Here is a 25,610-nt window from a genome sequence, read left to right on the forward strand (position 1 = left end):
CAGGCGGAGTAGCCATGGCCCAGTCGGAAACCGTTGAACGCATTCTTGATGCTGCCGAGCAGTTGTTCGCGGAAAAAGGTTTCGCTGAAACCTCGTTGCGTCTGATCACCAGCAAGGCTGGTGTCAATCTGGCGGCGGTCAATTATCACTTCGGTTCGAAGAAGGCGCTGATCCAGGCTGTCTTTTCGCGCTTTCTCGGGCCGTTTTGCTTGAGCCTTGATAAAGAGCTGGAGCGGCGTCAGTCCAAGCCTGAAAACAAACCGACCCTTGAAGAACTGCTCGAAATCCTCGTTGAGCAGGCTCTTGTCGTGCAGCCTCGCAGCGGCAACGACCTGTCTATCTTCATGCGTTTGCTGGGGCTGGCTTTCAGTCAGAGTCAGGGCCACCTGCGTCGTTATCTGGAAGACATGTACGGCAAAGTGTTCCGCCGCTACATGATGCTGGTTAACGAAGCCGCGCCGCGCATTCCACCGATTGAACTGTTCTGGCGCGTGCACTTCATGCTCGGCGCCGCGGCATTCAGCATGTCTGGGATCAAGGCGTTGCGGGCCATTGCCGAGACCGATTTCGGCGTCAACACCTCCATCGAACAAGTGATGCGCCTGATGGTGCCGTTCCTGGCTGCGGGCATGCGTGCCGAAACCGGCGTCACCGACGCGGCCATGGCTACCGCGCAATTGCGTCCGCGCAGCAAGTCGGCCCCGGCTGCTGCCAAGGTTTAACACCGCACGGGTGGGCGCGGCGGCTGACATCCGCTAAGCTAGCCGCCCATGCCGACTCTCGTTCTGAACCCGCTCCCCATTGATATCGCCGACCTGCCGGGCACAGCCCAAGGCGGCGTATTCACGCGAGCCGGGTTTTTCGTTATCAAGGAATCTCTATGACTGCTGGCCTGCAAGGCTCGTTGATGGTGGACGTCGCCGGTACCTGGCTGACGGCCGAAGATCGCCAATTGTTGCGTCAGCCCGAAGTGGGCGGCCTGATCATTTTCGCCCGTAACATCGAAAACCCACGCCAGGTGCGTGAGCTGAGCGCCGCGATCCGCGCCATTCGTCCCGAGCTGCTGCTGGCGGTGGACCAGGAGGGCGGTCGTGTTCAGCGTCTGCGCCAAGGCTTCGTACGATTGCCGGCCATGCGCGCCATCGCCGACAACCCGAACGCCGAATACCTGGCCGAGCAGTGCGGCTGGATCATGGCCACCGAAGTGCTGGCCGTCGGCCTCGACCTCAGTTTCGCTCCGGTGTTGGACCTGGATTACCAGCGCAGCGCTGTCGTCGGCACCCGTTCGTTCGAAGGTGACCCTGAGCGCGCAGCGCTGCTGGCGGGTGCGTTCATTCGCGGCATGAACAGCGCCGGCATGGCCGCCACCGGCAAGCATTTCCCCGGTCACGGTTGGGCCGAGGCGGATTCCCACGTCGCGATCCCGAACGACGAACGCAGTCTCGATGAAATCCGTGCCAACGACCTGGTGCCGTTCGCCAAATTGAGCAAGCAACTGGCCGCTGTCATGCCGGCCCACGTTATTTACCCGCAAGTCGATTCCCAGCCCGCCGGCTTCTCCCGTCGCTGGTTGCAGGACATCCTGCGCGGCGAGCTGCAATTCGATGGCGTGATCTTCAGCGACGACCTGTCCATGGCCGGCGCCCATGTGGTTGGCGATGCGGCCAGCCGTATTGAAGCCGCGCTGACCGCCGGTTGCGACATGGGGCTGGTGTGCAACGACCGGGCTGCTGCGGAACTGGCCTTGAGCGCCGCCCAGCGCTTGAAGGTCCAACCGTCTGAGCGCATTGCGCGGATGCGTGGCCAGTCGTACGCCAATACCGAATACCGTCAGAACCCGCGCTGGCTGACCGCCATTGGCGCGCTTAAAGAAGCTCAACTGATTGAATAAGGACTTTTCGTTATGACGGTTTACGCGATTATCGGTGGCACCGGCCTGACTCAACTCGAAGGTCTGAGCATTCGTCAGTCACTGGCGGTGGATACGCCCTATGGCCCGCCTTCGGCCGAAGTGCAGATCGGTGAATACGCCGGCAAGGAAGTGCTGTTCCTCGCCCGTCACGGTCACCCGCACCGTTTGCCGCCGCATCAGGTGAACTACCGCGCCAACCTCTGGGCGCTGAAACAGGCGGGTGCCGAAGCGATCCTCGCGGTCAACGCCGTGGGCGGGATTCATGCAGCCATGGGCACCGGGCATTTCTGTGTGCCGCATCAACTGATCGACTACACCAGCGGTCGCGAACACACCTATTTCGCCGATAACCTGGAGCACGTCACCCACATTGACTTCAGCTATCCCTACAGCGAATCACTGCGTCAGCGATTGATCGCGGCATTGGCGGCTGAAGGTGTGGGTTATAGCAGTCATGGTGTGTACGCCTGTACCCAAGGGCCACGACTGGAAACCGTCGCTGAAATCGCGCGACTGGAACGTGATGGCTGCGACATCGTCGGCATGACCGGGATGCCGGAAGCGGCATTGGCGCGTGAGCTGGAACTGGATTATGCGTGTCTGGCGCTGGTGGTGAACCCGGCAGCGGGCAAATCCACGGCGGTGATCACCATGGTCGAGATCGAGCAGGCGTTGCAGGACGGGATGGGCAAGGTGAAGTCGACGTTGGCGCGCGTGTTGGCGGTTTGAGTTTCTGCGGTCGGATGAAGTACCCGGCTTCTTCACGATTCACTGAGTTTTAAGCGGCGTTGATTTCATGACCACAATAATTGAGCAACTTCATGCGCTACCTTGGGCTGAGGTGTTCAGTCATCGCGCTCTGGAAAAGGCTCGCAAATATGCGGATGAGGATCGGATAAACATCCGGCAAATCGATGACGCGATGATTATCGCAACGTGCGTCGGCTCCGAGATGCAAGATTACGAGCAAGTCATTGAGCTGACTGAAGATCTGCGTGGGCAAGAGCGGCTGCAATGCGTTTGTTCCTGTCCTGTCATGTTCAATTGCAAGCACTGCGCTGCGGTCATCTATCACCTGCAGGATCATTCTGTTAAAGCGCCTGAAAGTGCCGTCCATGTTCACCTGAATCGTGAGTTGGAGCGCTGGCTCGCCGGTATTCCATCCGCAAGCAATCCCCCCGATGAACCGTCGCAGGTGACGAGTACGCGCCTGTTTTACAAACTCAGGGCCACGCCAACCGCTGGGAAATGGACGCTGGAGATTTTCAAGGCGCGTCAGCTCAAGGATGGCCGTTTGCAAGACATCAAGTCTTTGTACTCGCTGTCGGACACGCTGATACGCCAACCTGGTTACCTGACCGAGCTCGACCTTCGAATCGCCAGGCTGTTAGTCGCCGTTCACTCCCACCACGCCTATTACTCCGGCTACCCCTTGGAAGGCAGCAGTGGCGCAGAACTCATCGAAATGCTGCTGCGAACCTCGCGCCTTTTCCTGGATCTCGAACAGCCACACCCCCTGACGCCGGGAATGAGAAGAACGGGTCAATTTGCGTGGGCCGAACAAGGCAATGGCAGTTTTCGCCCGCAATGGGGCAGTGACGCAGCCCCAGTGGAAACGATCCTGGCCTTGGAGCCCTTGTACTATCTGGATCGCGAGCGGCTGCAAGTAGGGCCGCTATTCAGCGAGATGGATGAAAAACTGGCTTGTCACCTGTCGTTGGTCCCGGATATTCCGGCGCGTCAGGCCATGCAGTTCAGTCATCGGATGAGGGCGGCGACGAAAGTTGCACCGCCACCTCACACACTGACGGAGCGGGTCATTGACGGCGTTTTCCCTCAGGCTCACCTGACACTCGCCAGTGGCAAGCGTTACGTCCGCTGGCAGCATGAGCCAGAGCATCGCGCCGCATTGGCGTTCACCTACAACGGCCATCCGACGTCGGACAGAAACCCGGAGGTGTTGATCCTCTCGGGTACCGAAACCCAGCGCATCCAGCGCAACCTGGTCGCCGAAAAAGCCCTGCGTCAGGCCCTGCAAAAGCACGGTTTTAAAAAGGCCACGCGCAAAAGCAGCCTGGACCGTCCCGGCGAAATGTTCACCCTGGCGGATGACTCAGCCTGGCTTGCCTTTGCGCAGGACGGAGTCCCGGCACTGAGGGAGAAAAACTGGCTGATCGATATCAGCGATAACTTTCACTTCAACGTGCAGCCTGTAGAAGAGTGGTATGCGCAAGTCGAGGAAGAATCGGGGCACCAGTGGTTCGATCTGCAACTGGGTATCGTCGTCAACGGCGAACGTCACAGCCTGCTGCCGATATTGCTGCATTTGCTGCGTAGCCAGCCACAGTTGATGGATCCCGAAAGCCTTGCCCAACGCAACGATGACGAACTGTTGCTGATTGGACTGGGTGATGGGCGTTTCGGTGCCAAACCCCATGGCAAAGTCGCACTGCCCTATGGCCGGATCAAACCGCTGATGGCCACCCTGGGCGAGTTGTACCTGGGGACGCATCAAGGTGATTCATTGCGTTTGAGTTTGCCGGATGCCGCGCGCCTCAGTGCGCTGGAAGGCGTCCCGCTAATTTGGCAGGGCGGTGAACGACTGCGCAGTTTTGCAAAGCGTTTGCGTGAGTCGAACCATGCTCATGTCTCGGCACCTGCGGGCCTCAAGGCGACACTGCGACCGTATCAGCTTGAAGGGCTGAACTGGATGCAAACCCTTCGCGAGCTGGAGGTCGGCGGCATCCTCGGCGACGATATGGGCCTGGGGAAAACCCTGCAAACCCTGGCTCATCTGCTGACTGAAAAGCAGGCCGGGCGGCTTGATCGTCCGGCACTGGCCGTGATGCCCACCAGCCTGATACCCAACTGGCTCGACGAGTCACTGCGCTTTGCTCCGCAGCTCAAGGTACTGGCGCTGCATGGCGCCGCACGGCAAAAAGACTTTGCCAGCCTTGCCGAATACGACTTGGTGTTGACCACCTACGCATTGCTGCCTCGGGACCTGGAAGTATTGCAGCCTCAGTTGTGGAGTGTGCTGATTCTCGATGAGGCGCAGAACATCAAGAACCCGGTCAGCAAAGCTGCTCAGGCAGCCCGCGACCTGCAGGCACGCCAGCGATTGTGCCTGTCCGGCACCCCGCTGGAAAACCACCTCGGCGAGTTGTGGTCGCAATTTCACTTTTTGCTGCCCGGCTGGCTTGGCGACAGCAAAACCTTCAACCGCGACTACCGCACGCCGATTGAAAAGCACGGTAACACCGAGCGGATGCAACACCTGACGGCGCGGATAAAGCCCTTTTTGTTACGTCGCAAGAAAGATCAGGTGGCGACCGAGTTACCGCCGAAAACCGAGATTGTGCATTGGGTTGATCTCAGCGATGGACAACGGGATGTGTATGAAACCGTGCGCGTGGCGATGGACAAGAAGGTTCGCGACGAAATTGCCCGCAGTGGTGTCGGGCGCAGTCAAATCATCATCCTCGATGCATTGCTCAAGCTGCGTCAGGTGTGCTGCGATCTGCGGTTGATCAAAACGCCGCTCACCGCCAAGGCCCTTCGTTCGGGTAGCGGAAAACTGGTCAGCTTGATGGAGATGCTGGAAGAGTTGCTCAGCGAAGGCCGCAAGGTTTTGCTGTTTTCACAGTTCACTTCGATGCTCGCCTTGATTGAAGAAGAGTTGCAGCAACGTGGTCTGGGCTACTCGTTGTTGACGGGTGAGACGACGGACCGGCGCACACCGGTCAAGGATTTTCAGAGCGGTAAAGTGCCGCTGTTTCTGATCAGTTTGAAGGCTGGCGGCACAGGTCTGAATCTGACGGCTGCGGATACGGTCATCCATTTCGATCCCTGGTGGAACCCGGCGGTCGAAAACCAGGCGACTGACCGGGCCTACAGGATCGGGCAAAACAAACCTGTGTTCGTCTACAAGCTGATAGCCCGTGGCACCGTAGAAGAAAAAATACAGGCGCTGCAGCTGGAGAAGGCTGCGCTGGCCGGGGCGGTGCTTGAAGGTGGAACGACTGGCGGCTGGAAGCTTGAGCAGAGTGATATTGAGGCGCTGTTTGCGCCGCTGCCCAATCTCAAGCCCTGATGCCTTCAGTGAAACCGAGGTGACCCTTTCGCGGGCAAGCCACGCCCCCACAGGATTGATGTGAACCCTGTGGGAGCGGGCTTGCTCCGGGCGGCGTTCCGACGAAGGCGATCTACCAGACGCCGAAGATTTCAGCGCTTCTCCAGCTTATCCGGCAGCGGTGCAAACAACGCTTCAATATCATCACTCTGCAACTTCCAGTCCCCAGTCTTGCGCCCATCCAGCACGCCCGCCGCGAGGTCGGATTTTTCCTTTTGCAGGTGCTGAATCTTCTCTTCCACCGTGCCACGGGCAATCATTTTGTAGACGAACACCGGCTTCTCCTGGCCAATGCGATACGCCCGGTCAGTCGCCTGATTTTCCGTCGCCGGGTTCCACCACGGATCGTAGTGGATCACCGTATCCGCTTCTGTCAGGTTCAAACCGACACCACCTGCCTTCAAGCTGATCAGAAAGATCTGACGCTTGCCGCTCTGGAAGTCTTTCACCGGCGCCCGTCGGTCACGGGTCTGTCCCGTCAGCAGCGCATATTCGATACCGCGTTTCTTCAGTTCGACCTCAATCAGCGCCAACATCGACGTAAACTGCGAAAACAGCAAAATCCGCCGACCTTCCTCAAACAACTCATCGAGCATTTCCATCAGGCTGTCGAGCTTGCCCGAGGTGCTGCCGCGCGTCGGCAGCACGGCATCGTTGACCAGGCGTAAATCGCAGCACACCTGGCGCAGCTTCAGCAGCGCTTCAAGAATGATGATCTGACTGCGTGCGACACCTTTGCGGGTGATCTCGTCGCGGACTTTCTTGTCCATCGCCAGGCGCATGGTTTCATACACGTCGCGCTGGGCTTCGTTGAGCTCGACCCAATGGATGATTTCGGTCTTCGGCGGCAACTCCGTCGCCACCTGCTCTTTGGTCCTGCGCAGCAGGAACGGTTTGATCCGGCCATTGAGGTGCTGAAGTCTGACTTCACTGGCGCGCTTTTCAATTGGCACGCGGTAATCGCGGTTGAAGCTTTTTACGTCACCGAGCCAGCCAGGCAAGAGGAAGTGAAACAGCGACCACAGTTCACCCAAGTGGTTTTCCAGCGGTGTGCCACTCAGGCACAGACGCTGGCGCGCATTCAACTCGCGGGCAGCGTGGGCGGCCTTGCTGTTGGGGTTCTTGATGTATTGCGCTTCGTCCAGAACCAGCACATGCAGAGGCTGGGCCGCCAGACGTTCGACGTCCTTGGGCAGCAGGGCATAGGTGGTCAGGATCAGGTCGTAATCGGCCAGATGGTCGAAATGCTTTTTGCGACTGGCGCCGTACAATGCCAGGACTTTGAGTTGCGGCGTGAAGTGCGCGGCTTCGTCGAGCCAGTTCGGAATCAGGCTGGTGGGCATCACCACCATGCACGGCCGATCGAGGCGCCCGGCGTTCTTCTCGCTGAGAACATGCGCCAGTGTCTGTAGGGTTTTACCCAGGCCCATGTCATCCGCGAGAATTCCGCCGACTTCCAATTGCCGCAACGACTGCATCCAGCTCAAGCCTTCCAGCTGATACGGGCGCAAGGTTGCGTTCAAGCCTTCGGGGGCCGTGGCGGTGTAGTCCTTGATGTCCCGCAGGCGCTGGGCAAACGTGCGGATCTGCTCGCCACCTTCCCAAAGCAGCGGCATGCCTTCCAGCGGATTCAGGCGCGTGGCGTCGGCCTTGCTCAGGCGCAGCGTGGTTTCGCCAGGCTCTTGCAGGTAGAACTCGCCGAGGGTTGCCAGCACCGGCTTCAACCGACCGAAGGGTAGGGCGACCTGCAAGGGGCCGTACTCGGAGTTCGGGCGATTGGGAATGTTCACCAGAATCAGTTCGTCGTCACGACGTCGGGCGAGGCGTTCCGGATTGAGGATTTCGGTGTGGGAGCGCATCAGGTTTAACAAGATCGGCAGCAAGCTCAGGCGCTCGCCGTTGACGATGATGCCCAGTTCCAGATCAAACCAGTCGCGCTCCGGCGCCTGCTCGACAGTGGCGTACCAGTCATCCACGGCGGTCAGGTCGAAACCGAATTCCTCATCGATCTGCAGCTCCCAGCCCTGGGTGCGCAACTTCGGCAGCTCGTTGAGGGTGAAGGTCAGCCAGGCGCTGTCGTTGACCATCTCATACAGGTCGCCGGCACTTTCCGGCAAGGCTTTGCTCTGGCGGGTGGCGATTTTGAAACCGAGGATTCGCAACTGCTCCCTGTAGGCCTGTTCGACTTCCGGGTGACGTTTTATTCGCAGCGTCTGGGTTTCCTGCCGAATCAGGACGTCGGCGTTTTTCTGTCCGCAGACGTATTCATCCAAGTAGCTGAAAGACAGCGCCGCACGATGCTGGATGTAGCGCTGCATCTTGCCGTTGCGCGGTTCGAAGGCGCTGAACTCGATGCTCGCCAGCCACAGGCGCGGCACCGGTTGCACATTATCCACAAGGACTTGGGGTGGGGCCTTCGGGCTACGGTTTTCCAGCACGGCCTGAAGCTTTTCCAGCAGTTCGGCGTCTTGGGCGGCGGCGGGATAGGCCAGGGTTTCCTGGACTTTCAGCAACACCGCCGCGCAATGCTTGCAGTTGGCGTGAACCGGGCAAGTGCACGTGGCGTCAACCATCAGCAGCGTCGCTTTGGCTGACTCGCGCAGGCGAATCGTCTGACGGTAAACGTTACCGCCAGAGCCTTCGCAAGCGGCGATGATCGTAGCGTCGCCGGCCTCGACGATCCTGACGCGGTTCTCCAGCGCATAGCGACGGCCACGCTCCAGGCTCTGTTCCTTGAATCGGCTGACCCAGGAAGGTGCGAGGGGTTTGCTCAGGGTCGCTGACATAAGGACTCAATCAGTCCGGAATTTCATCGGGGACTGGCCGAGGTGCCGGGGCGGTGAGCGAGGTGATCTTGATCAGCATCCCCAAATGGCCGTTGTCGAGGAAATTCAGCTGGCCGTTCTTGGTGTGGCTTTCCTGCTTCATGCGTTCGCTGGCGGTGACCATGCCATTGGCGTCGATCTGGTTGACCCAAAAATCCGCATCCACGTCCGTGAAACGCCCCAGTTTCAGGCTCAGGGTACCCTCGATCGGGAACTGGCCGAACTTCTCCTCGCCGTCGCTGATCGCGATTTTGCTGGCTTCCTCGCCGAGGTTCTGCTGCCAGGCCTTGTGCAGCAACACGGTGTATTCGTTGCTGGCGGTCAGTTTTTCCACTTCGCCATTCAGGCTCGGCGTGCGCAGGCTGTCGGGGTTGATGCGCTGGGCGCCGGCAGCCCAGTCTTCGGGCGCAGCTTTGCTGACAATGGCAGGCACAGCGTTCTGGCGTACCAGAATCATTTCAATCTGATACAGGTCATCGGCAAAGGCCGTTGGGGTGACCAGGGTGGTCAGCAAAGTCAGTAAACGAAACAGGCGCATGCGGCGTCCTTCAAGCAGTTTTCGGAATGAGGCACTCAAGCAGCGCCTCTACAGTATTAAAGCGCTCTTGCGGGCTTTCCATCGGGACCATGAATTTAAACATCGTGGCGCCTTCGAATTTGTAGCGTTTGGGCTGGCCCTGAATCAGTTTGATCAGGGTCAGCGGGTCGACCGGCGTCTGCGCCGCGAACTCGATCCGGCCGCCTTGCGGGCCGCCGTCGACTTTTTTGATGCCCAGCAGTTCGGCTTGCAGCTTCAGCGCCGTGATGCGCATCAGGTTCTTGGTCGGCTCTGGCAGCAGGCCGAAACGGTCGATCATCTCCACTTGCAGGTCCTTGAGGCCTTCTTCATCGGTGGCCGAGGCAATGCGTTTGTAGAGAATCAGTCGGGCATGAACATCCGGCAAGTAGGCTTCGGGAATCAACGCCGGTACACGCAGGTTGACTTCCGGGCCACCGCCCAACGGCTGATCGAGGTTCGGTTGTTCGCCCTTGCGGATCGACTTCACCGCGCGCTCGAGCATCTCCATATAGAGGGTGAAACCGACGGCCTGGATCTGACCACTTTGACCGTCGCCCAGCAATTCACCGGCGCCGCGGATTTCCAGGTCGTTGGTGGCGAGCACGAAGCCCGCGCCGAGGTCCTGGGTGTTGGCGATCGCTTCCAGACGCTTTTCCGCGTCCGGAGTGATTTGCTGGCGTGGCGGGGTCAGCAGGTACGCATAAGCCTGGTGGTGGCTGCGACCGACCCGGCCGCGCAACTGGTGCAACTGCGCGAGGCCGAATTTGTCGGCACGCTCGATGATGATGGTGTTGGCGCTTGGCACGTCGATGCCTGTCTCGATGATGGTCGAGGCGATCAGCACGTTGAAGCGCTTGTGGTAGAAGTCGCTCATCACCTGTTCGAGATCGCGTTCGCGCATCTGCCCGTGGCCGATGCCGATCCGTGCTTCCGGCACCAGTTCGGCGAGGTCGGCGGCGCATTTCTCGATGGTCTTCACGTCGTTGTGCAGGTAGTAGACCTGACCACCGCGCAGCAACTCACGCAGCAGGGCCTCTTTGACCGTGCTCTTGTTCTGCTCCATGACGAAGGTGCGCACCGACAGGCGACGGGCCGGCGGCGTGGCGATGATCGACAGGTCGCGCATGCCCGACACCGCCATGTTCAGCGTGCGCGGAATCGGCGTGGCGGTCAGGGTGAGAATGTCGACTTCACTGCGCAGGGCCTTGAGCTGTTCCTTCTGACGGACACCAAAACGGTGTTCTTCGTCGATGATCACCAGCCCGAGGTTTTTGATCTTCACGTCGTCTTGCAGCAGCTTGTGCGTGCCGATGACGATGTCGATCTTGCCTTCGGCGAGATCGGCGACCGCGGCGTTCACTTCCTTGGTCGACTTGAAACGGCTCATCACTTCCACGCTCACCGGCCAGTCGGCGAAGCGGTCGCGGAAACTGTTGTAGTGCTGCTGGGCGAGCAGGGTGGTCGGCACCAGGATCGCCACCTGACGACCGCCGTGCACCGCAATGAACGCAGCGCGCATCGCCACTTCAGTCTTGCCGAAACCGACGTCGCCGCAGACTAGCCGGTCCATCGGTTTCGGCGCGAGCATGTCGGCGCGCACGGCATCGATGGTGGTCTGCTGGTCCGGGGTTTCTTCGAACGGGAACCCGGCGCTGAACGTCGCGTAATCGGCTTTCGGGTCTTCGAACGCATAACCTTCGCGAGCGGCGCGACGTGCATAGATGTCGAGCAATTCCGCCGCCACATCGCGCACCTGTTCGGCGGCTTTGCGCTTGGCTTTCTGCCAGGTTTCGGAACCGAGACGGTGCAGCGGGGCCAAGGCGTCATCGCTGCCGGTGTAACGGGCGATGAGGTGCAGGTTGGCCACCGGCACGTAAAGCTTGGCCCCTTCGGCGTATTGCAGGGTCAGGAACTCGGCGGCCTGATCGTCGATTTCCAGGGTCGCGAGCCCGAGGTAGCGACCAACGCCGTGATCGATATGCACCACCGGTGCACCTTCGCGCAGCTCGGTCAGGTTCTTGATGACGGCATCGTTGTTGGCATCGGTGCGTTTTTCGCGGCGCCGACGCTGCATCACGCGCTGACCGAACAACGGGCTTTCGGCAACCAGCGCCAGGGCCGGGTTGTCGAGTACCAGACCTTCGTCGAGCGGCGCGATGGTGATCGCCAAGCGCTCCTTGCTTGCGACAAAGTCTGGCCAGCTGTCGACGGTTTTCGGTCGCAGCTTCAGGCGTTCGAGCAATTCCAGCAGCACTTCACGACGGCCCGCGGACTCGGCGGTAAACAGCACGCGTCCGGGGAACTCGTCGAGGAAACCGGCCAGCGCCGCCAATGGCTGAGAGGCCTTGGCTTCGATGGCCAGGTTCGGCAGTTCTCGCGCCGGGAAGCGCTCGCGGCCGACACCGGTTTCCACGTCCTGTTGACTGGCCACCACGCGCGGCCAGTTCTTCAGGCGGGCAAAGCAGTCTTCCACCGGCAGGAACAGCTCGGCGGGTGGCAATAAAGGACGAGCCGGATCGACGCGGCGCTCTTCATAACGATTGCGCACGTCATTCCAGAAGTTCTCTGCCGCCTGCTCGATGCCTGGCAGGGAAAACACTTGGGTGTCCTGGGGCAGGTAATCGAACAGCGTCGAGGTTTCGTCGAAGAACAGCGGCAGGTAGTACTCGATACCGGCCGGTGTAATCCCGCTGCTCAAATCCTGAAAGATCGGGCAGCGACGGAAGTCGACATCGAAACGCTCGCGAAAGCGTGCCTTGAAGCGGGTGACAGCGTCTTTTTGCAGCGGAAACTCACGGGCCGGTAACAGGCGAACGGTGTCGACTTTGTCGATGGAGCGCTGGTTTTCCGGATCGAATGTCCGCAGCGTCTCGATTTCGTCATCGAACAAGTCGATACGGAAAGGCAGTTTGCTGCCCATTGGGAACAGATCGATCAACGAACCGCGGACGGTGAATTCGCCGTGTTCGTACACCGTGTCGACGTAGCGATAGCCGCTGGCTTCCAGTCGGGTGCGCATCTGCTCGACGTCGAGCTTCTGGCCAACGCCCAGCACCAGACTGCTGCCGAGCAGGAATTTGGTCGGCGCGAGGCGGTGCAGCGCCGTGGTGATCGGCACCACCAATACGCCATGACTCAGTTCCGGCAACCGGTATAAGGCCGCGATGCGCTGGGAAATGATGTCCTGGTGGGGCGAAAACAGATCGTAGGGCAGGGTTTCCCAGTCCGGGAAATGCAGCACGGGCAAATCCGGGGCGAAGAAACTCAGCTCCTGTTCCAGCCGTTCGGCACTTTGGCTGTCGGCGGTCAGTAGCAGGGTAAAGCGCTTGGCAGCGCTGGCAGCCTCGGCGATGGCCAGGCTCAGGGCGGCACCGGGCAGGTTGCCCCAGTGCTGTTTACCTGCCGCGGCAGGGAGAAGCGGTAGACGCAGAACGGGCACGGAAGGTTGAGCTCCAAGCGTTGCGACAAAGTCGGTAATTGTAGCGGCCCCGGGTGCCGCCTGTCAGTTGCTGACTGTGTCTATTACGCAGGTTTGGCGAAATGTAGTGGTAAAGACAAAATCTGCCGGTTTTTTGTTGAGAATTGATGATTATGTAGTGGCAAAACGACTGAGTGTTACGGAGGGTTACGGATAAGACAGCGGTGTCTCCAAAAAATTGACTGCGCTGAAAGCCGCGGTTTTACTGGGCTTTAGCGGTGCGTGATTTTTTTGAACGGGAAATTGTTACGGATCGCACGACAGGCGCGCATTGCTACGAGAGGCACTCGGCGGCATAATGTAGCCCCTTTTTTCTGCCCCTACATGTGGAAGGTTCCCGTGACTCAGAAGCCCGACCAGTGTCTTGGTGAATGGATCGACCGTGAAGCACTCGCAGAAGCGATGATTCCACTTATCGGTCAGCTCTACCGCAATAACAACGTGGTGAGCTCGATCTATGGCCGCAGCCTGATCAACCAGTCTGTCATCGCGATTCTCAAAGCTCACCGCTTTGCTCGCCATCGTTCTTCCGACGATAGCGAACTCTCCGTCCACGAAACATTCCCTCTGCTTAAGGCCATGAGCGAGCTCAAGCTCGGCGCAGCTTCGGTAGACTTGGGCAAGTTGGCGTACAAATTCCGCGTCGAAGGCAATGGCCGCACTGCCGAGCAGTTCGTCCGTGAAGAAATGGCTGACGTGGTTGGCCAGCAAAACGCTTCCGCCCGCAAAGGCACCGATGTCGTCCTGTACGGCTTCGGTCGTATCGGCCGTCTGCTGGCGCGCATCCTGATCGAAAAAACCGGTGGTGGCGACGGTCTGCGTCTGCGTGCCATCGTGGTGCGCAAAGGCGCCGAAAACGACCTGACCAAACGCGCCAGCCTGCTGCGTCGTGATTCGGTACATGGTTCGTTCAACGGCACCATCACCATCGACGAAGAAAACAACACCATCACCGCCAACGGCAACCTGATCCAGGTTATCTACGCGAAGAACCCGACTGAAGTGGATTACACCCAGTACGGCATCAAAGACGCGCTGCTGGTGGACAACACCGGCGTATGGCGTGACGCCGAGGGCCTGGGCCAGCACCTGGCTTGCCCGGGTATCGATCGCGTTGTTCTGACCGCGCCGGGTAAAGGCAAGCTGAAGAACATCGTTCACGGCATCAACCATGGTGAAATCACCGCTGATGACAAGATCGTTTCGGCCGCTTCCTGCACCACCAACGCCATCGTGCCGGTGCTGAAAGCTGTCAACGACAAGTTCGGCATCATCAACGGTCACGTTGAAACCGTTCACTCGTACACCAACGACCAGAACCTGATCGACAACTTCCACAAAGGCGATCGCCGTGGCCGTAGCGCCGCGCTGAACATGGTCATCACCGAGACCGGTGCTGCTACTGCTGCCGCCAAGGCACTGCCTGAACTGGCCGGCAAGCTGACCGGTAACGCGATCCGCGTTCCGACGCCGAACGTGTCGATGGCCATTCTCAACCTGAACCTTGAGAAAGCCGCCACCCGCGAAGAGATGAACGAGTACCTGCGCTACATGGCGTTGCACTCCGATCTGCATAAGCAAATCGACTACGTCAATTCGCAGGAAGTGGTTTCCACCGACTTCGTTGGCTCGCGCCACGCAGGCGTTGTGGACGCTGAAGCAACCATCACCCAAGACAACCGCGTTGTTCTGTACGTTTGGTACGACAACGAATTCGGTTACAGCTGCCAGGTGGTTCGCGTGATGGAAGACATGGCCGGTGTAAACCCGCCAGCATTCCCGCGCTAAGCCTTAGCTGCACATGAAAACGCCCCGACTTTGGTCGGGGCGTTTTTGTTTGTGCGGTGATCGTTCCCACGTCGAGGCGTCGAACCGTCTGCGTGGGAATGCCTCAATGGACGCTCCGCGTCCGCTTTTCGGCAAGGACGCGGAGCGTCCTGGGCTGCATTCCCACGCGGAGCGTGGGAACGATCTTGCTGGAGAGAACGCTGTGTATATCGTTTTAATCTGATGAGTTAATTATTAAGAATTATTTAAAATTTTTTACAAAGTTCATTCGAATATTAAAAATTAAAACCACCAATAGAAATAGGCAGTTGCCTTTCGATTGCCAGTAAAAATTTAGAGTGGATCCAATATAGACTGCGCTAAATATTTGGCGTCATTTAATTGTTTGACGCTAATGCTTGACACTCCATAACACTGAATCTAGTGTCGCCAATGACAACGCCCGCTCTGCCTCGGGCTCGCCATGCTGTTGAAGACTGCGCTGTACAGCAACTCTCCAAAAAGACAGGAATCCCATTCCTGCTCACATCACAATAAAACCAGATAAACAGCGTCGGCTTAGTTGCCGTCCATCGTAATCATTGTGTCTCGCTCACCCTGCCAAAAGTGTCTTGCGGTCACGGCCTGCTATTGCCTGGACTTTACGCGGTTGGTTTATCGGGAGAGTCGGATATGGCGGAAGAACGCTCGAAGTTGTTGTCGCTGCTGCCCCGGTTAGTGGGGTTGGGAGTGCTTGGGTTTATCGTCTGGCTGCTGTTGTCGACGTTATTGATGCCCTTGGTGTCGGCGTCCGCCACTCGGGCGATATTGAATGCGCCGGTGATTTTACTGACAACGCCGATTGACGGTGTGGTCAGCGCATTGGAAGTCAAACCCGGTGTGACGTTTGTCCAGGGCCAGAAGATTGCCGTCGTGGAAAACCCGCGAGCGAACCAGGAAACCTTGCTGACGCTGCAAACCAGGCGACTTACGCTTGAGCAGCAGTTGTCTTCATCAGCGAGCCAGGCCGAGCATGACCAGCAGTATTACGAAGCGCTGGAGAAAACCAGTCAGCAATATCAAACCGCGTTTCATACCCGCCAACTCTTCACCCAGAAAGCCCTGAAAGCGGAAAGCAGCGCCGCCAGTGCGCGGTTGGTGGATGCCCAGGAAACCGTCGAACGCAATCTCGAATTGTTTGTGCAAGGGGCGGTGAGTGGTGCAGTGGTCGCTTCGTCGAAAGCACAACTCGCTTCCTTGCAGGGCGCAGCCGAGTCGGTGCGTTCGCAATTGCGCATCAACGACGGCGATGTCAGCGCGGCCAACCAACAGGTTTACCTCGATCCCGATCAACTGCGCATGTTCGACCTCAGCGCGCAGATGACCACCCTGAAACTCAGCCTGGAGAATCAGGCGCGCAATCGCGCGACCTATCAACAGGAACTCGACAACCTCAACCAACTGATCGAAACCGAACAGAACCGGGTCAAGCTGATGACCGGTTATGACGTCGTGGCCTATTCGCCCGGAACCGTCCAGGAGTTGCTGGCGCCGCAGGGGACGCTGGTGCAAGCGGGCTCGACTTTGTTGCGCGCCACCGATTGCGGGCAGAGCTACGTGATCGCGGTGTTCCCTGAGCGCATGGCGAGCAAGATCGATCGCGACAGCGTGCTCACCGTGAAAATCCGCGGCCTCGATCAACCGCTCAAAGCCAGTGTGGTGCAGTTGCTGTCCAGCGCTTCGGACATTCGCGCCAATACCTACAGCGTGCCGTTTCCGTATGCCGAACAGAACTCGGTGTACGTGGTCGGCACGTTTGCCGCGGACTTGACGGAGAGTCAGCGCGCGATGACCTGCAATCCGGGGTTGTGGGCCAGTGCCGAGGTGTCGCGACCATGAACGATTTTTTGCGAGGGATGGTCGGGGTGATGCTGATCAGCGGCGGGGCGTCCGCGCTCGCGGCACAAGCGAGGCCGCAACTGGCGGCAATGACCTGCACGGCGCTGGATCGGGCGGTGGCGTCGCAGCCGGCCGGCCCGGTGCTGGTGGCCAGTTATCCACCGTTGAACGGTCAGCCCGCACCGATCCTGGCCTTGCGCGGCGTGGCGTTCACCTACGACAACGCCCTGGCGAGCATCGCGCTGTTTGCCTGCGGTAAAGCCGAGTCGGCGCGGCGCATCGCTGATGCCCTGGTGTTTGCCACAAGGCACGATCCCGAGTATCAGGACGGCCGCTTGCGTAACGCCTACGCTGCCGGCCCGGTGGGCTTGCCGTCGATGAAACTGCCGGGTTACTGGAGCACCGAGCGCAATGCGTGGAATCAGGATGCCTATCAGGTCAGCAGCGCCACCGGCAATCAGGCGTGGGCAGCGCTGGCGTTGCTGGAAGCTTTTCGCCAAAGCGGCGAAGCGTCTTACCTGGATGCTGCGAGAAAAGTCCTGCACTGGTCGCAGGAAAAAACCTACGACGGCCAGTCGCCGGCCGGCTTCAGTGGCGGTTATTACGGGTATTTCACCCAACAGGTCCAGCAGAACTGGAAGTCCACCGAACATAACGTCGACCTCGCGGCGGCGTGGTCGGCACTCGATGCGGTAGCGCCGGATCCGGGCTCGGCGCGACAGGCCCGAATTGCCCGGCAATTCGTCGCAAGCCAATGGGACGCCGGGGAAGGGCGGTTCCTGATCGGCACCGGTGCGGACGGCCAGACGTCCGACCGCGTACGTTCAGGGCTGGATGCACAGATCTGGCCGCTGATTGCCCTGCAGGATCCGCCCAAGGATTGGCGGCGGGTTTTCGCATTTATCGATCATGCGCACCGGTCTGGCGACGGCTACGGTTTCAACCGCGACCCCGACGGTTTATGGACCGAAGGCACCGCGCAGGCGGCTGCGGTGGCGCAATTAAACGGATTGAGCGACAAGGCACAGCCGTTGTGGAGCGTGTTGCTCGCCCAGGAGGCGGGGGATGGCTGGCTGTTTGCGACACCGGCCCCACGCATTAGCACCGGACTGGCCATCGGCCCGGATTCGGTCACCAACGATTTTTTCTATTACCACCTGCCTCACTTGGGCGCCACGGCGTGGGCGGCGATTGCAGCCACCGGCGTCAATCCCTTTACCGGTTCGCCAGAGGCTGACTGACATGCAGGCACTCGACTCGCTGCAACTGCTGCAAATCAACTTCTGGACGTTGGCGGTGGTGATTCTGTTCACCTGCCTGACGTACCGCGACCAATGGTTCGCACGTGCGGGGTTTGGCGCCGTCACCGCGTTGTTGCTGGTCAACTACGCGGCATGGCGGATCCGCGACACCTTGCCCGATGACCACTCCGGGTTTGCCACGGTCTGGGCCTACGCTTTTTTGTTTTTCGAAATGCTGGCGATCGGTTACACGCTGTTTTCCATTGTCGTCATGCTCTGCCGCTCGGATCACAGCAAGGACGCCGACGCGGGCGAGCGAAGGTTACGCGCTGAAGGCGTAAACGTGCCGGCAGTGGATATCTTCATCGCCACCTACAACGAAGGCCTGGAGATCCTCGAAAAAACCATCATCGCCGCCCAGGCCATCGACTACCCCAACTTCACCATCTGGGTGCTCGACGACACGCGACGCGACTGGTTGCGCGATTACTGCGCCGAGGTGGGCGTGCAATACGCGCGGCGCCCGGACAATTCCCACGCCAAGGCCGGCAATCTCAACAACGGCTTGCGTCAATCGGCGGCCGGCAGCAATGCGCCGTACATTCTGGTGCTCGACGCCGACTTCGCCCCGCAGCAGCCGATCCTGATGCGCACGCTGGGGCTGTTCGACGATCCGAAAGTCGGCCTGGTGCAGACGCCGCAGTTCTATTACAACCCCGATCCGATTCAGCACAACCTGGGCACATCGGCCTGTTGGGTCGATGAGCAACGGGTGTTCTTCGACGTGTTTCAGCCGGCGAAGGACGGCTGGGACGCGGCGTTTTGCGTCGGCACGTCGTTCGTGGTGCGGCGCGATTTGATCAATGAAATCGGCGGTTTTCCTACGGGCTCGGTCTGTGAGGACATCTACACCACGTACCGGCTGCTGCAAAAAGGCTACGTCACGCGCTGGCTGAATGAGCGTCTGTCGATCGGTTTGTCGGCCGAGGGCCTGACCGAATACATCAACCAACGCGGGCGCTGGTGTTTGGGCACCATTCAAGTGGCTCTACTCAAGGACGGACCGTTGCGCGGCGGCGGTTACACCTTTAATGACCGGCTGCACTACATCCACGGGCTGATGCACTGGTTTTCCAAACCGTTCATTTTGATGATGCTGGTGTCGCCGGTGTTGTATTGGTACTTCGGTATTGCCGGGTTCTACGCCAACCCGGTGGACTTCCTCGCGTTCGGCATGCCGGCGCTGATTGCCTTCTGGGGTTACGGCACGTGGGTCACGGATCGCCGCACCTTGCCGATTTTCACTGAAGTCACGCAGATAGTTGCTTCGCTGGCCGTCACGGCGACGATCGCCAGCGCTATGATCCGGCCGTTCGGACGGCCGTTCAAAGTCACCGCCAAGGGGTTGGACCGGACGAAGACGATGGTCCACTGGAAGTTGTTCGGGTTCTTTTTTGCCTTGACCCTGTTTTCGCAGATCGGTGCTTATGTCGCCATCAGCACGGCCGCCGCGTTCGACGGCAACATGCTGTTCAACCTCTGTTGGACGGTGGTCGCGCTGGTCTACAACCTGGCGACTCTGGTGGCCTGTGTCGATCGCCCGCGGTTGCATGGAGAGGAGCGTTTTCCGTTCGACAAACCCACCGGGTTTCGTTTTGGCGGCAAGGTCCTTCCGGGTCGCCTGGTGGATATTTCCCTCAGCGGCGCGTCGCTGAACTGCGCCTTCGCGTCTTCGATCAAGCCGGGGCTGTGTGGCGAGATGTGGGTCGACAAACTCGGTTGGCTCAATGTCGAGGTCATGCGCAATCACGGCGAGGACCAATTGGGCCTGCGCTTTGCGGAACTCGATGAACAATTGCGGCGACGGCTGATTGCACGGCTATTCAGTGACGCGTCGATCAATGTGGTCAGCAAGGCTGAGCCGGCGTTGGCGTTCGGCACCTTGCTGCGTCGTTCGCTGCTGGGTGAGAAACCCACGACTCCGCGTTTGCCCGCACCGATCAAGGCGTCGTCCTACGTGCCCCAGCGTCGATGGCGTCCGGTCAGCGTTCGTTCGCGTAAACAGGCGCTGCCGCACATCAGTGCCGGCCGCGCGAGTCTGTGGTCAGTGCTTCTTTCTCCCTTGCGGGCTTTGCTCGGCCAACGTTTTTAGGTGCGCGCCATGAACAGTTGCTTACCGACCACGTGTTTCATGTCTTTGCTGCTGCTCGGCGGGTGTTCGCTGGAGCCGCCCTACGAGAAACCTGATGCGCCAATCGACCAGCAATGGCCGGCCAACGCGACCGGCGAGTGCTGCGTCGGCAAGCAGGCGTTCGACAAGGATTGGCGCGGTTTTGTGGTCGATGACCGCCTGCGCCAGTTGATCGAGATAGCCCTGGTCAATAACCGCAGCCTGCGCCAGTTCGCGGCCAGCGTCGAGGAGGCGCGGGCCGGGTACGACAGCGCACGGTCGGGGCTCTTTCCTACGATCGGCATCGACACCTATGCCGGTCGCAGTAAGTTGCCGCCACTGGTCCGAACGCCCAATGGCGGTGACAGCGCTGGCAGCATCGCCAACACCTTTCAGGCGACCGGCGGGTTCACGTCCTACGAACTGGATCTGTTTGGTCGCATCCGCAGTCAACGCAATGCCGCCGGAGCGCGCTTCGAAGCGTCCGAGGCGGACTATCAGGCGGCGCGTCTGGCGCTGATCGGCGAAGTGACCAGCACCTGGCTGAGTCTCAAGGCCAATCAGCACTTGCTTGATCTCGCACAGAACACCTTTCAATCCCAGGACCGTTACGGGCAGCTGCTGCGCAAGAGTTTCAACCTCGGCTCCAGCGCGCGGATCGATGTTCACCAGGCGGATGCGCAAACCAATACGGCGGCGGTTCAGGTCAACACCTATCGCATGCAAGTGGCGCAGAACACCAACGCGTTGCGAGTACTGGTCGGGCAGCCGGTGCCGGTGAACTTGCTGCCGACTGGTGCGCTGGGCGAGCAGTTGGCGACGCTCGATGTGCCGGCCGGGTTGCCTTCGTCACTGGTCGAGCGCCGCCCGGATATCATGTCGGCGGAAGCTTCGCTGCGTGCGGCCAATGCTGATATTGGCGCTGCACGGACGGCGTACTTCCCGACGTTTTCCCTGACCGGTGCGCTGGGCAGCCTGACCGGGGATTTTTCCCGGTTGCTCAGTGGCCCGGCGGAGTTCTGGTCGGTGGCCCTGGCGGGGACGTTGCCCCTGATTGACGGTGGCGCGCGGCGGGCGCAAGTGGACGCGAGTCATGCGCGGTTCGACGGTCAGGCGGCGGCGTACGAGGCCACCGTGCAGAACGCGTTTCGCGAAGCGGCGGATGCGCTGAATGCGCGCCAGGAAATGCTCACCCAGGTGGCGTTCCAGAAGAAGCTGGTGGGGGATTATCAGGAAGCGTACCGGCAGTCGCGCTTGCGTTTCGAGGCGGGGCTGGACAGTTACTTTTCCACCATGGATGCGCAGAGGTCGCTGTTTGATGCGCAGCAGAAATGGGCGCAGCTGGAGTTGGCCCGGGAGATCAATCAGGTGACGTTGTACAAGGCGCTGGGTGGGGGGTGGAGTGGGGCGTTGAAGGTGGCGCAGCAATGAATTTGCGGTGATTTTGCGGGCCTCTTCGCGGGCAAGCCCGCTCCCACAGGTTTTCAGTGATCCCTGTGGGAGCAGGCTTGCCCGCGAAGGCGATCGATCAGATGCCGCCAACCACCGCCGCCTGGGCCGTGCGCAACTCATGCTTGTTGCCACGGAACAGCACCAGCGTCGCAATCAACCCCAACACCGCTGCGCCACTGAGCCAGATCCCCGGCGCAGCTTTGTTATCCAGTACGTGGATCAGGTATGTGCAAGCCGCCGGTGTAAACCCGCCGAACGTTGCAGTCGCCAGGCTGTAGGCCAAGGAGAAACCGGTGGTACGCACTTCTACCGGCATGATCTCGGTCAGCGCCACGACCATGGCGCCGTTGTACGAGCCATAAAGGAATGACAGCCACAACTCGACGATCAGCAAATGGCTGAAACTCGGGTTCGCCACCAGCCATGACAAGGCAGGGTAGGCCGTGAGGATCGCCAGAATGGTCGCCGCGAGGAGTAGGGGTTTACGTCCGATTTTGTCGGATACGGAGCCCATCACCGGCAGCCAGAAGAAGTTCGACAGGCCGATACACACCGTCACCAGCAACGCATCCAGATCCGACAGGTGCAGTTCGGCTTTGCCGAAGGTCGGGGTGTAGGCGGTGATCAGGTAGAACGACACGGTGGTCATCACCACCAGCGCCATGCCGGCGATGACGATGCCAAAGTTCTGACTGATCGAGCGGACGACATCCCGCAGGGTAGGGCGGTGTTTGCGCACCTGGAACTCCGGCGTTTCTTCCAGTGAGCGACGGATCACGAAGATCACCGGCACAATCAGGCAGCCGATCAGGAACGGCACGCGCCAGCCCCAGTCACCCATTTCTTCGGGGCTGAGCCAGTGGTTCAAACCGACGCCCAGCAGGCCGGCGAACACCACCGCGGCTTGCTGACTGGCGGATTGCCAACTGACAAAGAAACCCTTGCGACCCGGCGTGGAGATCTCCGCCAGGTACACCGACACCCCGCCCAGTTCCACGCCGGCCGAGAAACCTTGCAGCAAGCGACCGAACAGTACGATCAGCGGCGCCGCCACGCCGAGGGTGGCGTAACCCGGCACGCAAGCAATCAGCACCGTACCGGCCGCCATCATCGCCAGGGTGATGATCAGGCCTTTGCGACGACCATGACGGTCGATGTAGGCCCCAAGGAAAATCGCCCCCAAAGGACGCATCAGGAAGCCGGCGCCGAACGTGGCCAGCGACAACATCAGGGAGGCGAAAGCGCTGTCAGCAGGGAAGAAGGTTTTGGCGATGGCCGTGGCGTAAAAGCCGTAGACCATAAAGTCGAACATTTCGAGAAAGTTACCGCTGACAACGCGAAAAATCGCTTTGCCTTTGCCCGTATTGGATGACATTCGTAGGTACTCACGCTGGTAAATCTTGCTTGAAACGCTGTACCTGTGGGGGCGGGACCGGCAAGGCGGTCTTGCTCCAACAGTTTTTGCGTCTTACTGACGGGCACTGGCAGACCTCGCTCCCAAGCGCTCTGAGGCCCATAATGGCGGGCGCGGTTTTGAGGGGGGATGAAGATTTGTTAACTGGACGGTGGAGTGGACTTGTGGTGCTGGCCGGCATTTTGTCCGGTTGTGGCAACGGCGACAGCCAGGAACGCTTCGATGGCCCGACCATGGGCAGTCGTTATTCCATTCAATACGTAAGGCATTCCTCCACGCCCGGGCCGAAAGCGGTGCAGGCCGAAGTAGAAAATATCCTCGCCGAAGTGGATCGACAGTTTTCGACCTATCGCAGCGACTCCGACATCGAGCACTTCAACGATCTACCCGCCAACCGCTGTCAGAAAATGCCCGCGCCGATCCTCAAACTGGTGCGTGTCGGTGAGCGTCTGTCGGAACAAAGCGAAGGTTCCTTCGACCTGACGGTGGAGCCGCTGCTCAACCTCTGGGGCTTTGGCCCGCAGGCTCGTAATGAGAAAGTCCCTTCGGCCCAGGCGTTGGCCGAAGTCAGGCAGCGAGTCGGTTACCAGCACCTGCGCATCGACGGCGATCAGCTGTGCAAGGACGCCGCGGTCGAGGTCGACTTCAACAGCATCGCCGCCGGCTACGCAGTCGACACGATTGCCGCAAAACTCGAAGCAATGGGCATCCACAATTACCTCGCCGAAGCCACCGGCGAACTCAAGGCCGCCGGCAAGAAACTCGACGGTTCACCGTGGCGCGTCGCCCTGGAAGAACCCCGCGACGACCAGCAAGTGGCCGAGCGCATCATCGCCGTCGACGGCTATGGCGTGTCCACCTCCGGCGATTACCGCAATTATTTTCAGCAGGACGGCAAGCGTTATTCCCACACCTTCGATGCCCGCACCGGTGCGCCGGTCTCACACACCCTGGCGTCAGTCACGGTGATTAATCCTTCAGCGTTAATGGCCGATGGCTTATCGACGCTGTTGCTGATTCTCGGCCCGGAGCGCGGTTGGGACTACGCAGAAAAACACGATATCGGCGCTTTTTTTGTGATTCGTGCCGATACAGGTTTCGTCACACGAACCAATCAGGCTTTTGAGCGCCTCAGTGGCGGCAAAACCGAATGATTACGGCGATTCGCACATTGAAGACTGGCGTTGTAGTGCAGGCAAAACTAGCCTACGACGCGACCAAGGGTTAATGTGCCCGGCGTTGACGCTTCTATAGACTGTGTCCGGGGTCTGCACTGGCCCCAAATTGTTCCTTCACGCCGCAGATCGGCGTGATTTAGCCGCAGGTGCCGAGGGCGCCGCGGCCTGTTCTGAGGAGTACGCATGGCTGTCTACAACTACGACGTGGTGGTGCTGGGTTCCGGCCCGGCGGGAGAAGGCGCGGCAATGAACGCCGCCAAAGCAGGGCGCAAGGTGGCGATGGTCGATAGCCGTCGCCAGGTCGGCGGCAACTGCACCCACTTGGGTACCATCCCGTCCAAGGCACTGCGTCACTCGGTCCGGCAGATCATGCAGTTCAACACCAACCCGATGTTCAGGGCCATTGGTGAGCCGCGCTGGTTCTCGTTTCCGGACGTGCTGAAAAGCGCCGAAAAAGTCATTTCCAAACAAGTCGCCTCGCGCACCGGCTACTACGCCCGTAACCGTGTCGACGTGTTCTTCGGCACCGGCAGCTTCGCCGACGAGCAAACCATCGAAGTGGTCTGCGCCAACGGTGTGGTCGAAAAACTGGTGGCCAAGCACATCATCATCGCCACCGGCTCGCGTCCTTATCGCCCGGCGGACATCGATTTCCATCACCCGCGTATCTACGATAGCGACACCATCCTCAGCCTCGGCCACACCCCGCGCAAACTCATTGTTTACGGCGCCGGCGTGATCGGTTGCGAGTATGCGTCGATCTTCAGTGGCCTGGGTGTACTGGTTGAGTTGGTGGACAACCGCGGTCAGTTGCTGAGCTTCCTCGACTCGGAAATTTCTCAGGCCCTGAGCTACCACTTCAGCAACAACAACATCACGGTTCGCCACAACGAAGACTACGACCGCGTCGAAGGCGTGGACAACGGCGTGATCCTGCACCTCAAGTCCGGCAAGAAGATCAAGGCCGACGCCTTGCTCTGGTGCAACGGCCGTACCGGCAACACCGATCAGTTGGGTCTGGAAAACATCGGCGTGAAGGTCAACAGCCGTGGCCAGATCGAAGTCGACGAAGCCTATCGCACTTGCGTACCGAACATTTACGGTGCCGGTGACGTGATCGGCTGGCCGAGCCTGGCCAGTGCCGCTCACGACCAGGGCCGTTCGGCCGCTGGCAGCATCGTCGATAACAACAGCTGGCGCTTCGTCAACGACGTGCCGACCGGCATCTACACCATTCCGGAGATCAGCTCGATCGGCAAGAACGAGCAGGAGCTGACTCAGGCCAAGGTGCCGTACGAAGTGGGCAAGGCGTTCTTCAAGAGCATGGCGCGTGCACAGATTGCCGGCGAGCCTCAGGGCATGCTGAAGATCCTGTTCCACCGCGAGACCCTGGAAGTGCTGGGTGTTCACTGCTTCGGTTATCAGGCGTCGGAGATCGTGCACATCGGTCAGGCGATCATGAGCCAGCCGGGCGAACTGAACACGCTGAAGTACTTCGTCAACACGACGTTCAACTACCCGACCATGGCCGAAGCCTATCGGGTAGCGGCGTACGACGGCCTCAACCGGCTTTTTTGAGCGGC

General features: G+C 59.8%; 16 protein-coding genes. 11 read left to right on the forward strand and 5 right to left on the reverse strand.

From position 1 onward, the window contains the following. Nucleotides 1–14: 14 nt before the first annotated feature. From ACYZT8_RS09710 to ACYZT8_RS09720, 3 genes are all read left to right on the forward strand, one after another. Nucleotides 15–722 (forward strand): TetR/AcrR family transcriptional regulator, encoded by a 708-nt coding sequence (locus ACYZT8_RS09710; RefSeq protein WP_131059947.1) that lies wholly within the window; start codon nt 15–17, stop codon nt 720–722. 170 nt (nt 723–892) lie between these two features. Then, nucleotides 893–1,891 carry a beta-N-acetylhexosaminidase gene (nagZ, locus tag ACYZT8_RS09715; RefSeq protein WP_461982405.1) on the forward strand — a complete coding sequence of 333 codons (999 nt, stop codon included), beginning with the start codon at nt 893–895 and terminating at the stop codon, nt 1,889–1,891. Between the two features lie 12 nt (nt 1,892–1,903). Beyond that, a complete protein-coding gene (locus ACYZT8_RS09720; protein ID WP_461980612.1) occupies nt 1,904–2,641 on the forward strand; it encodes an S-methyl-5'-thioinosine phosphorylase in 738 nt (245 codons plus the stop codon). 97 nt (nt 2,642–2,738) lie between these two features. Here the strand turns inward: ACYZT8_RS09720 and ACYZT8_RS09725 are convergent, their stop codons facing one another. Beyond that, on the reverse strand, nt 2,739–3,212 hold the full coding sequence (locus ACYZT8_RS09725; protein ID WP_461980614.1) for a hypothetical protein: 474 nt from the start codon (nt 3,210–3,212) through the stop codon (nt 2,739–2,741). A gap of 465 nt (nt 3,213–3,677) precedes the next feature. Between ACYZT8_RS09725 and ACYZT8_RS09730 the strand changes: the two genes are divergently transcribed. Next, entirely contained in the window at nt 3,678–6,005 is a 2,328-nt protein-coding gene (locus ACYZT8_RS09730; protein WP_461982407.1) for a DEAD/DEAH box helicase, read from the forward strand. Between the two features lie 131 nt (nt 6,006–6,136). On the opposite strand, the gene ACYZT8_RS09735 is transcribed toward ACYZT8_RS09730, so the two are convergent. The 3 genes from ACYZT8_RS09735 to mfd are packed head-to-tail and all read right to left on the reverse strand — an operon-like array spanning nt 6,137 to nt 12,867. After that, nucleotides 6,137–8,830, reverse strand: coding sequence for an SNF2-related protein (locus ACYZT8_RS09735; protein ID WP_461980616.1), 2,694 nt, complete (start codon nt 8,828–8,830; stop codon nt 6,137–6,139). Between the two features lie 10 nt (nt 8,831–8,840). Further along, the gene (locus ACYZT8_RS09740; protein ID WP_461980618.1) at nt 8,841–9,407 is read right to left on the reverse strand and encodes a CsiV family protein; all 567 of its coding nucleotides are present in this window, start codon (nt 9,405–9,407) and stop codon (nt 8,841–8,843) included. A gap of 10 nt (nt 9,408–9,417) precedes the next feature. Then, nucleotides 9,418–12,867 carry a transcription-repair coupling factor gene (gene mfd / locus ACYZT8_RS09745; RefSeq protein WP_461980620.1) on the reverse strand — a complete coding sequence of 1,150 codons (3,450 nt, stop codon included), beginning with the start codon at nt 12,865–12,867 and terminating at the stop codon, nt 9,418–9,420. Between the two features lie 363 nt (nt 12,868–13,230). On the opposite strand from mfd, the gene ACYZT8_RS09750 reads away from it, so the two are divergent. From ACYZT8_RS09750 to ACYZT8_RS09770, 5 genes are all read left to right on the forward strand, one after another. Continuing rightward, nucleotides 13,231–14,694 (forward strand): glyceraldehyde-3-phosphate dehydrogenase, encoded by a 1,464-nt coding sequence (locus ACYZT8_RS09750; protein ID WP_461958030.1) that lies wholly within the window; start codon nt 13,231–13,233, stop codon nt 14,692–14,694. Between the two features lie 672 nt (nt 14,695–15,366). After that, a complete protein-coding gene (locus tag ACYZT8_RS09755; RefSeq protein WP_461980622.1) occupies nt 15,367–16,572 on the forward strand; it encodes an HlyD family secretion protein in 1,206 nt (401 codons plus the stop codon). Continuing rightward, nucleotides 16,569–17,813, forward strand: a complete 1,245-nt coding sequence (locus tag ACYZT8_RS09760) for a hypothetical protein (protein ID WP_461980624.1) — start codon at nt 16,569–16,571, stop codon at nt 17,811–17,813. The genes ACYZT8_RS09755 and ACYZT8_RS09760 overlap by 4 nt, the downstream gene beginning before the upstream one ends. A gap of 1 nt (nt 17,814) precedes the next feature. Next, a complete protein-coding gene (locus ACYZT8_RS09765; protein ID WP_461980626.1) occupies nt 17,815–19,965 on the forward strand; it encodes a glycosyltransferase family 2 protein in 2,151 nt (716 codons plus the stop codon). Between the two features lie 9 nt (nt 19,966–19,974). Further along, nucleotides 19,975–21,414, forward strand: a complete 1,440-nt coding sequence (locus tag ACYZT8_RS09770) for an efflux transporter outer membrane subunit (RefSeq protein ID WP_461980628.1) — start codon at nt 19,975–19,977, stop codon at nt 21,412–21,414. Nucleotides 21,415–21,511: 97 nt separating this feature from the next. On the opposite strand, the gene tcuC is transcribed toward ACYZT8_RS09770, so the two are convergent. Continuing rightward, the gene (gene tcuC, locus ACYZT8_RS09775; protein ID WP_461980630.1) at nt 21,512–22,810 is read right to left on the reverse strand and encodes a tricarballylate/proton symporter TcuC; all 1,299 of its coding nucleotides are present in this window, start codon (nt 22,808–22,810) and stop codon (nt 21,512–21,514) included. Between the two features lie 206 nt (nt 22,811–23,016). Between tcuC and ACYZT8_RS09780 the strand changes: the two genes are divergently transcribed. Both ACYZT8_RS09780 and sthA read left to right on the forward strand, forming a co-directional pair. After that, the gene (locus ACYZT8_RS09780) at nt 23,017–24,003 is read left to right on the forward strand and encodes an FAD:protein FMN transferase (RefSeq protein WP_461980632.1); all 987 of its coding nucleotides are present in this window, start codon (nt 23,017–23,019) and stop codon (nt 24,001–24,003) included. A gap of 207 nt (nt 24,004–24,210) precedes the next feature. Continuing rightward, entirely contained in the window at nt 24,211–25,605 is a 1,395-nt protein-coding gene (sthA, locus tag ACYZT8_RS09785) for a Si-specific NAD(P)(+) transhydrogenase (protein WP_007907752.1), read from the forward strand. Nucleotides 25,606–25,610 lie beyond the last annotated feature (5 nt).

The organism is Pseudomonas sp. LB3P93 (assembly GCF_054898025.1).

Excerpts from the sequence above, each read along its gene's own strand:
- ACYZT8_RS09710 (WP_131059947.1), top strand. The coding sequence starts at position 15 with ATGGCCCAGTCGGAAACCGTTGAACGCATTCTTGATGCTGCCGAGCAG.
- ACYZT8_RS09720 (WP_461980612.1), top strand. The coding sequence starts at position 1,904 with ATGACGGTTTACGCGATTATCGGTGGCACCGGCCTGACTCAACTCGAA.
- ACYZT8_RS09730 (WP_461982407.1), top strand. The coding sequence starts at position 3,678 with ATGAGGGCGGCGACGAAAGTTGCACCGCCACCTCACACACTGACGGAG.
- ACYZT8_RS09735 (WP_461980616.1), bottom strand. The coding sequence starts at position 8,830 with ATGTCAGCGACCCTGAGCAAACCCCTCGCACCTTCCTGGGTCAGCCGA.
- ACYZT8_RS09740 (WP_461980618.1), bottom strand. The coding sequence starts at position 9,407 with ATGCGCCTGTTTCGTTTACTGACTTTGCTGACCACCCTGGTCACCCCA.
- ACYZT8_RS09750 (WP_461958030.1), top strand. The coding sequence starts at position 13,231 with ATGTGGAAGGTTCCCGTGACTCAGAAGCCCGACCAGTGTCTTGGTGAA.
- ACYZT8_RS09755 (WP_461980622.1), top strand. The coding sequence starts at position 15,367 with ATGGCGGAAGAACGCTCGAAGTTGTTGTCGCTGCTGCCCCGGTTAGTG.
- ACYZT8_RS09760 (WP_461980624.1), top strand. The coding sequence starts at position 16,569 with ATGAACGATTTTTTGCGAGGGATGGTCGGGGTGATGCTGATCAGCGGC.
- ACYZT8_RS09765 (WP_461980626.1), top strand. The coding sequence starts at position 17,815 with ATGCAGGCACTCGACTCGCTGCAACTGCTGCAAATCAACTTCTGGACG.
- ACYZT8_RS09770 (WP_461980628.1), top strand. The coding sequence starts at position 19,975 with ATGAACAGTTGCTTACCGACCACGTGTTTCATGTCTTTGCTGCTGCTC.
- tcuC (WP_461980630.1), bottom strand. The coding sequence starts at position 22,810 with ATGTCATCCAATACGGGCAAAGGCAAAGCGATTTTTCGCGTTGTCAGC.
- sthA (WP_007907752.1), top strand. The coding sequence starts at position 24,211 with ATGGCTGTCTACAACTACGACGTGGTGGTGCTGGGTTCCGGCCCGGCG.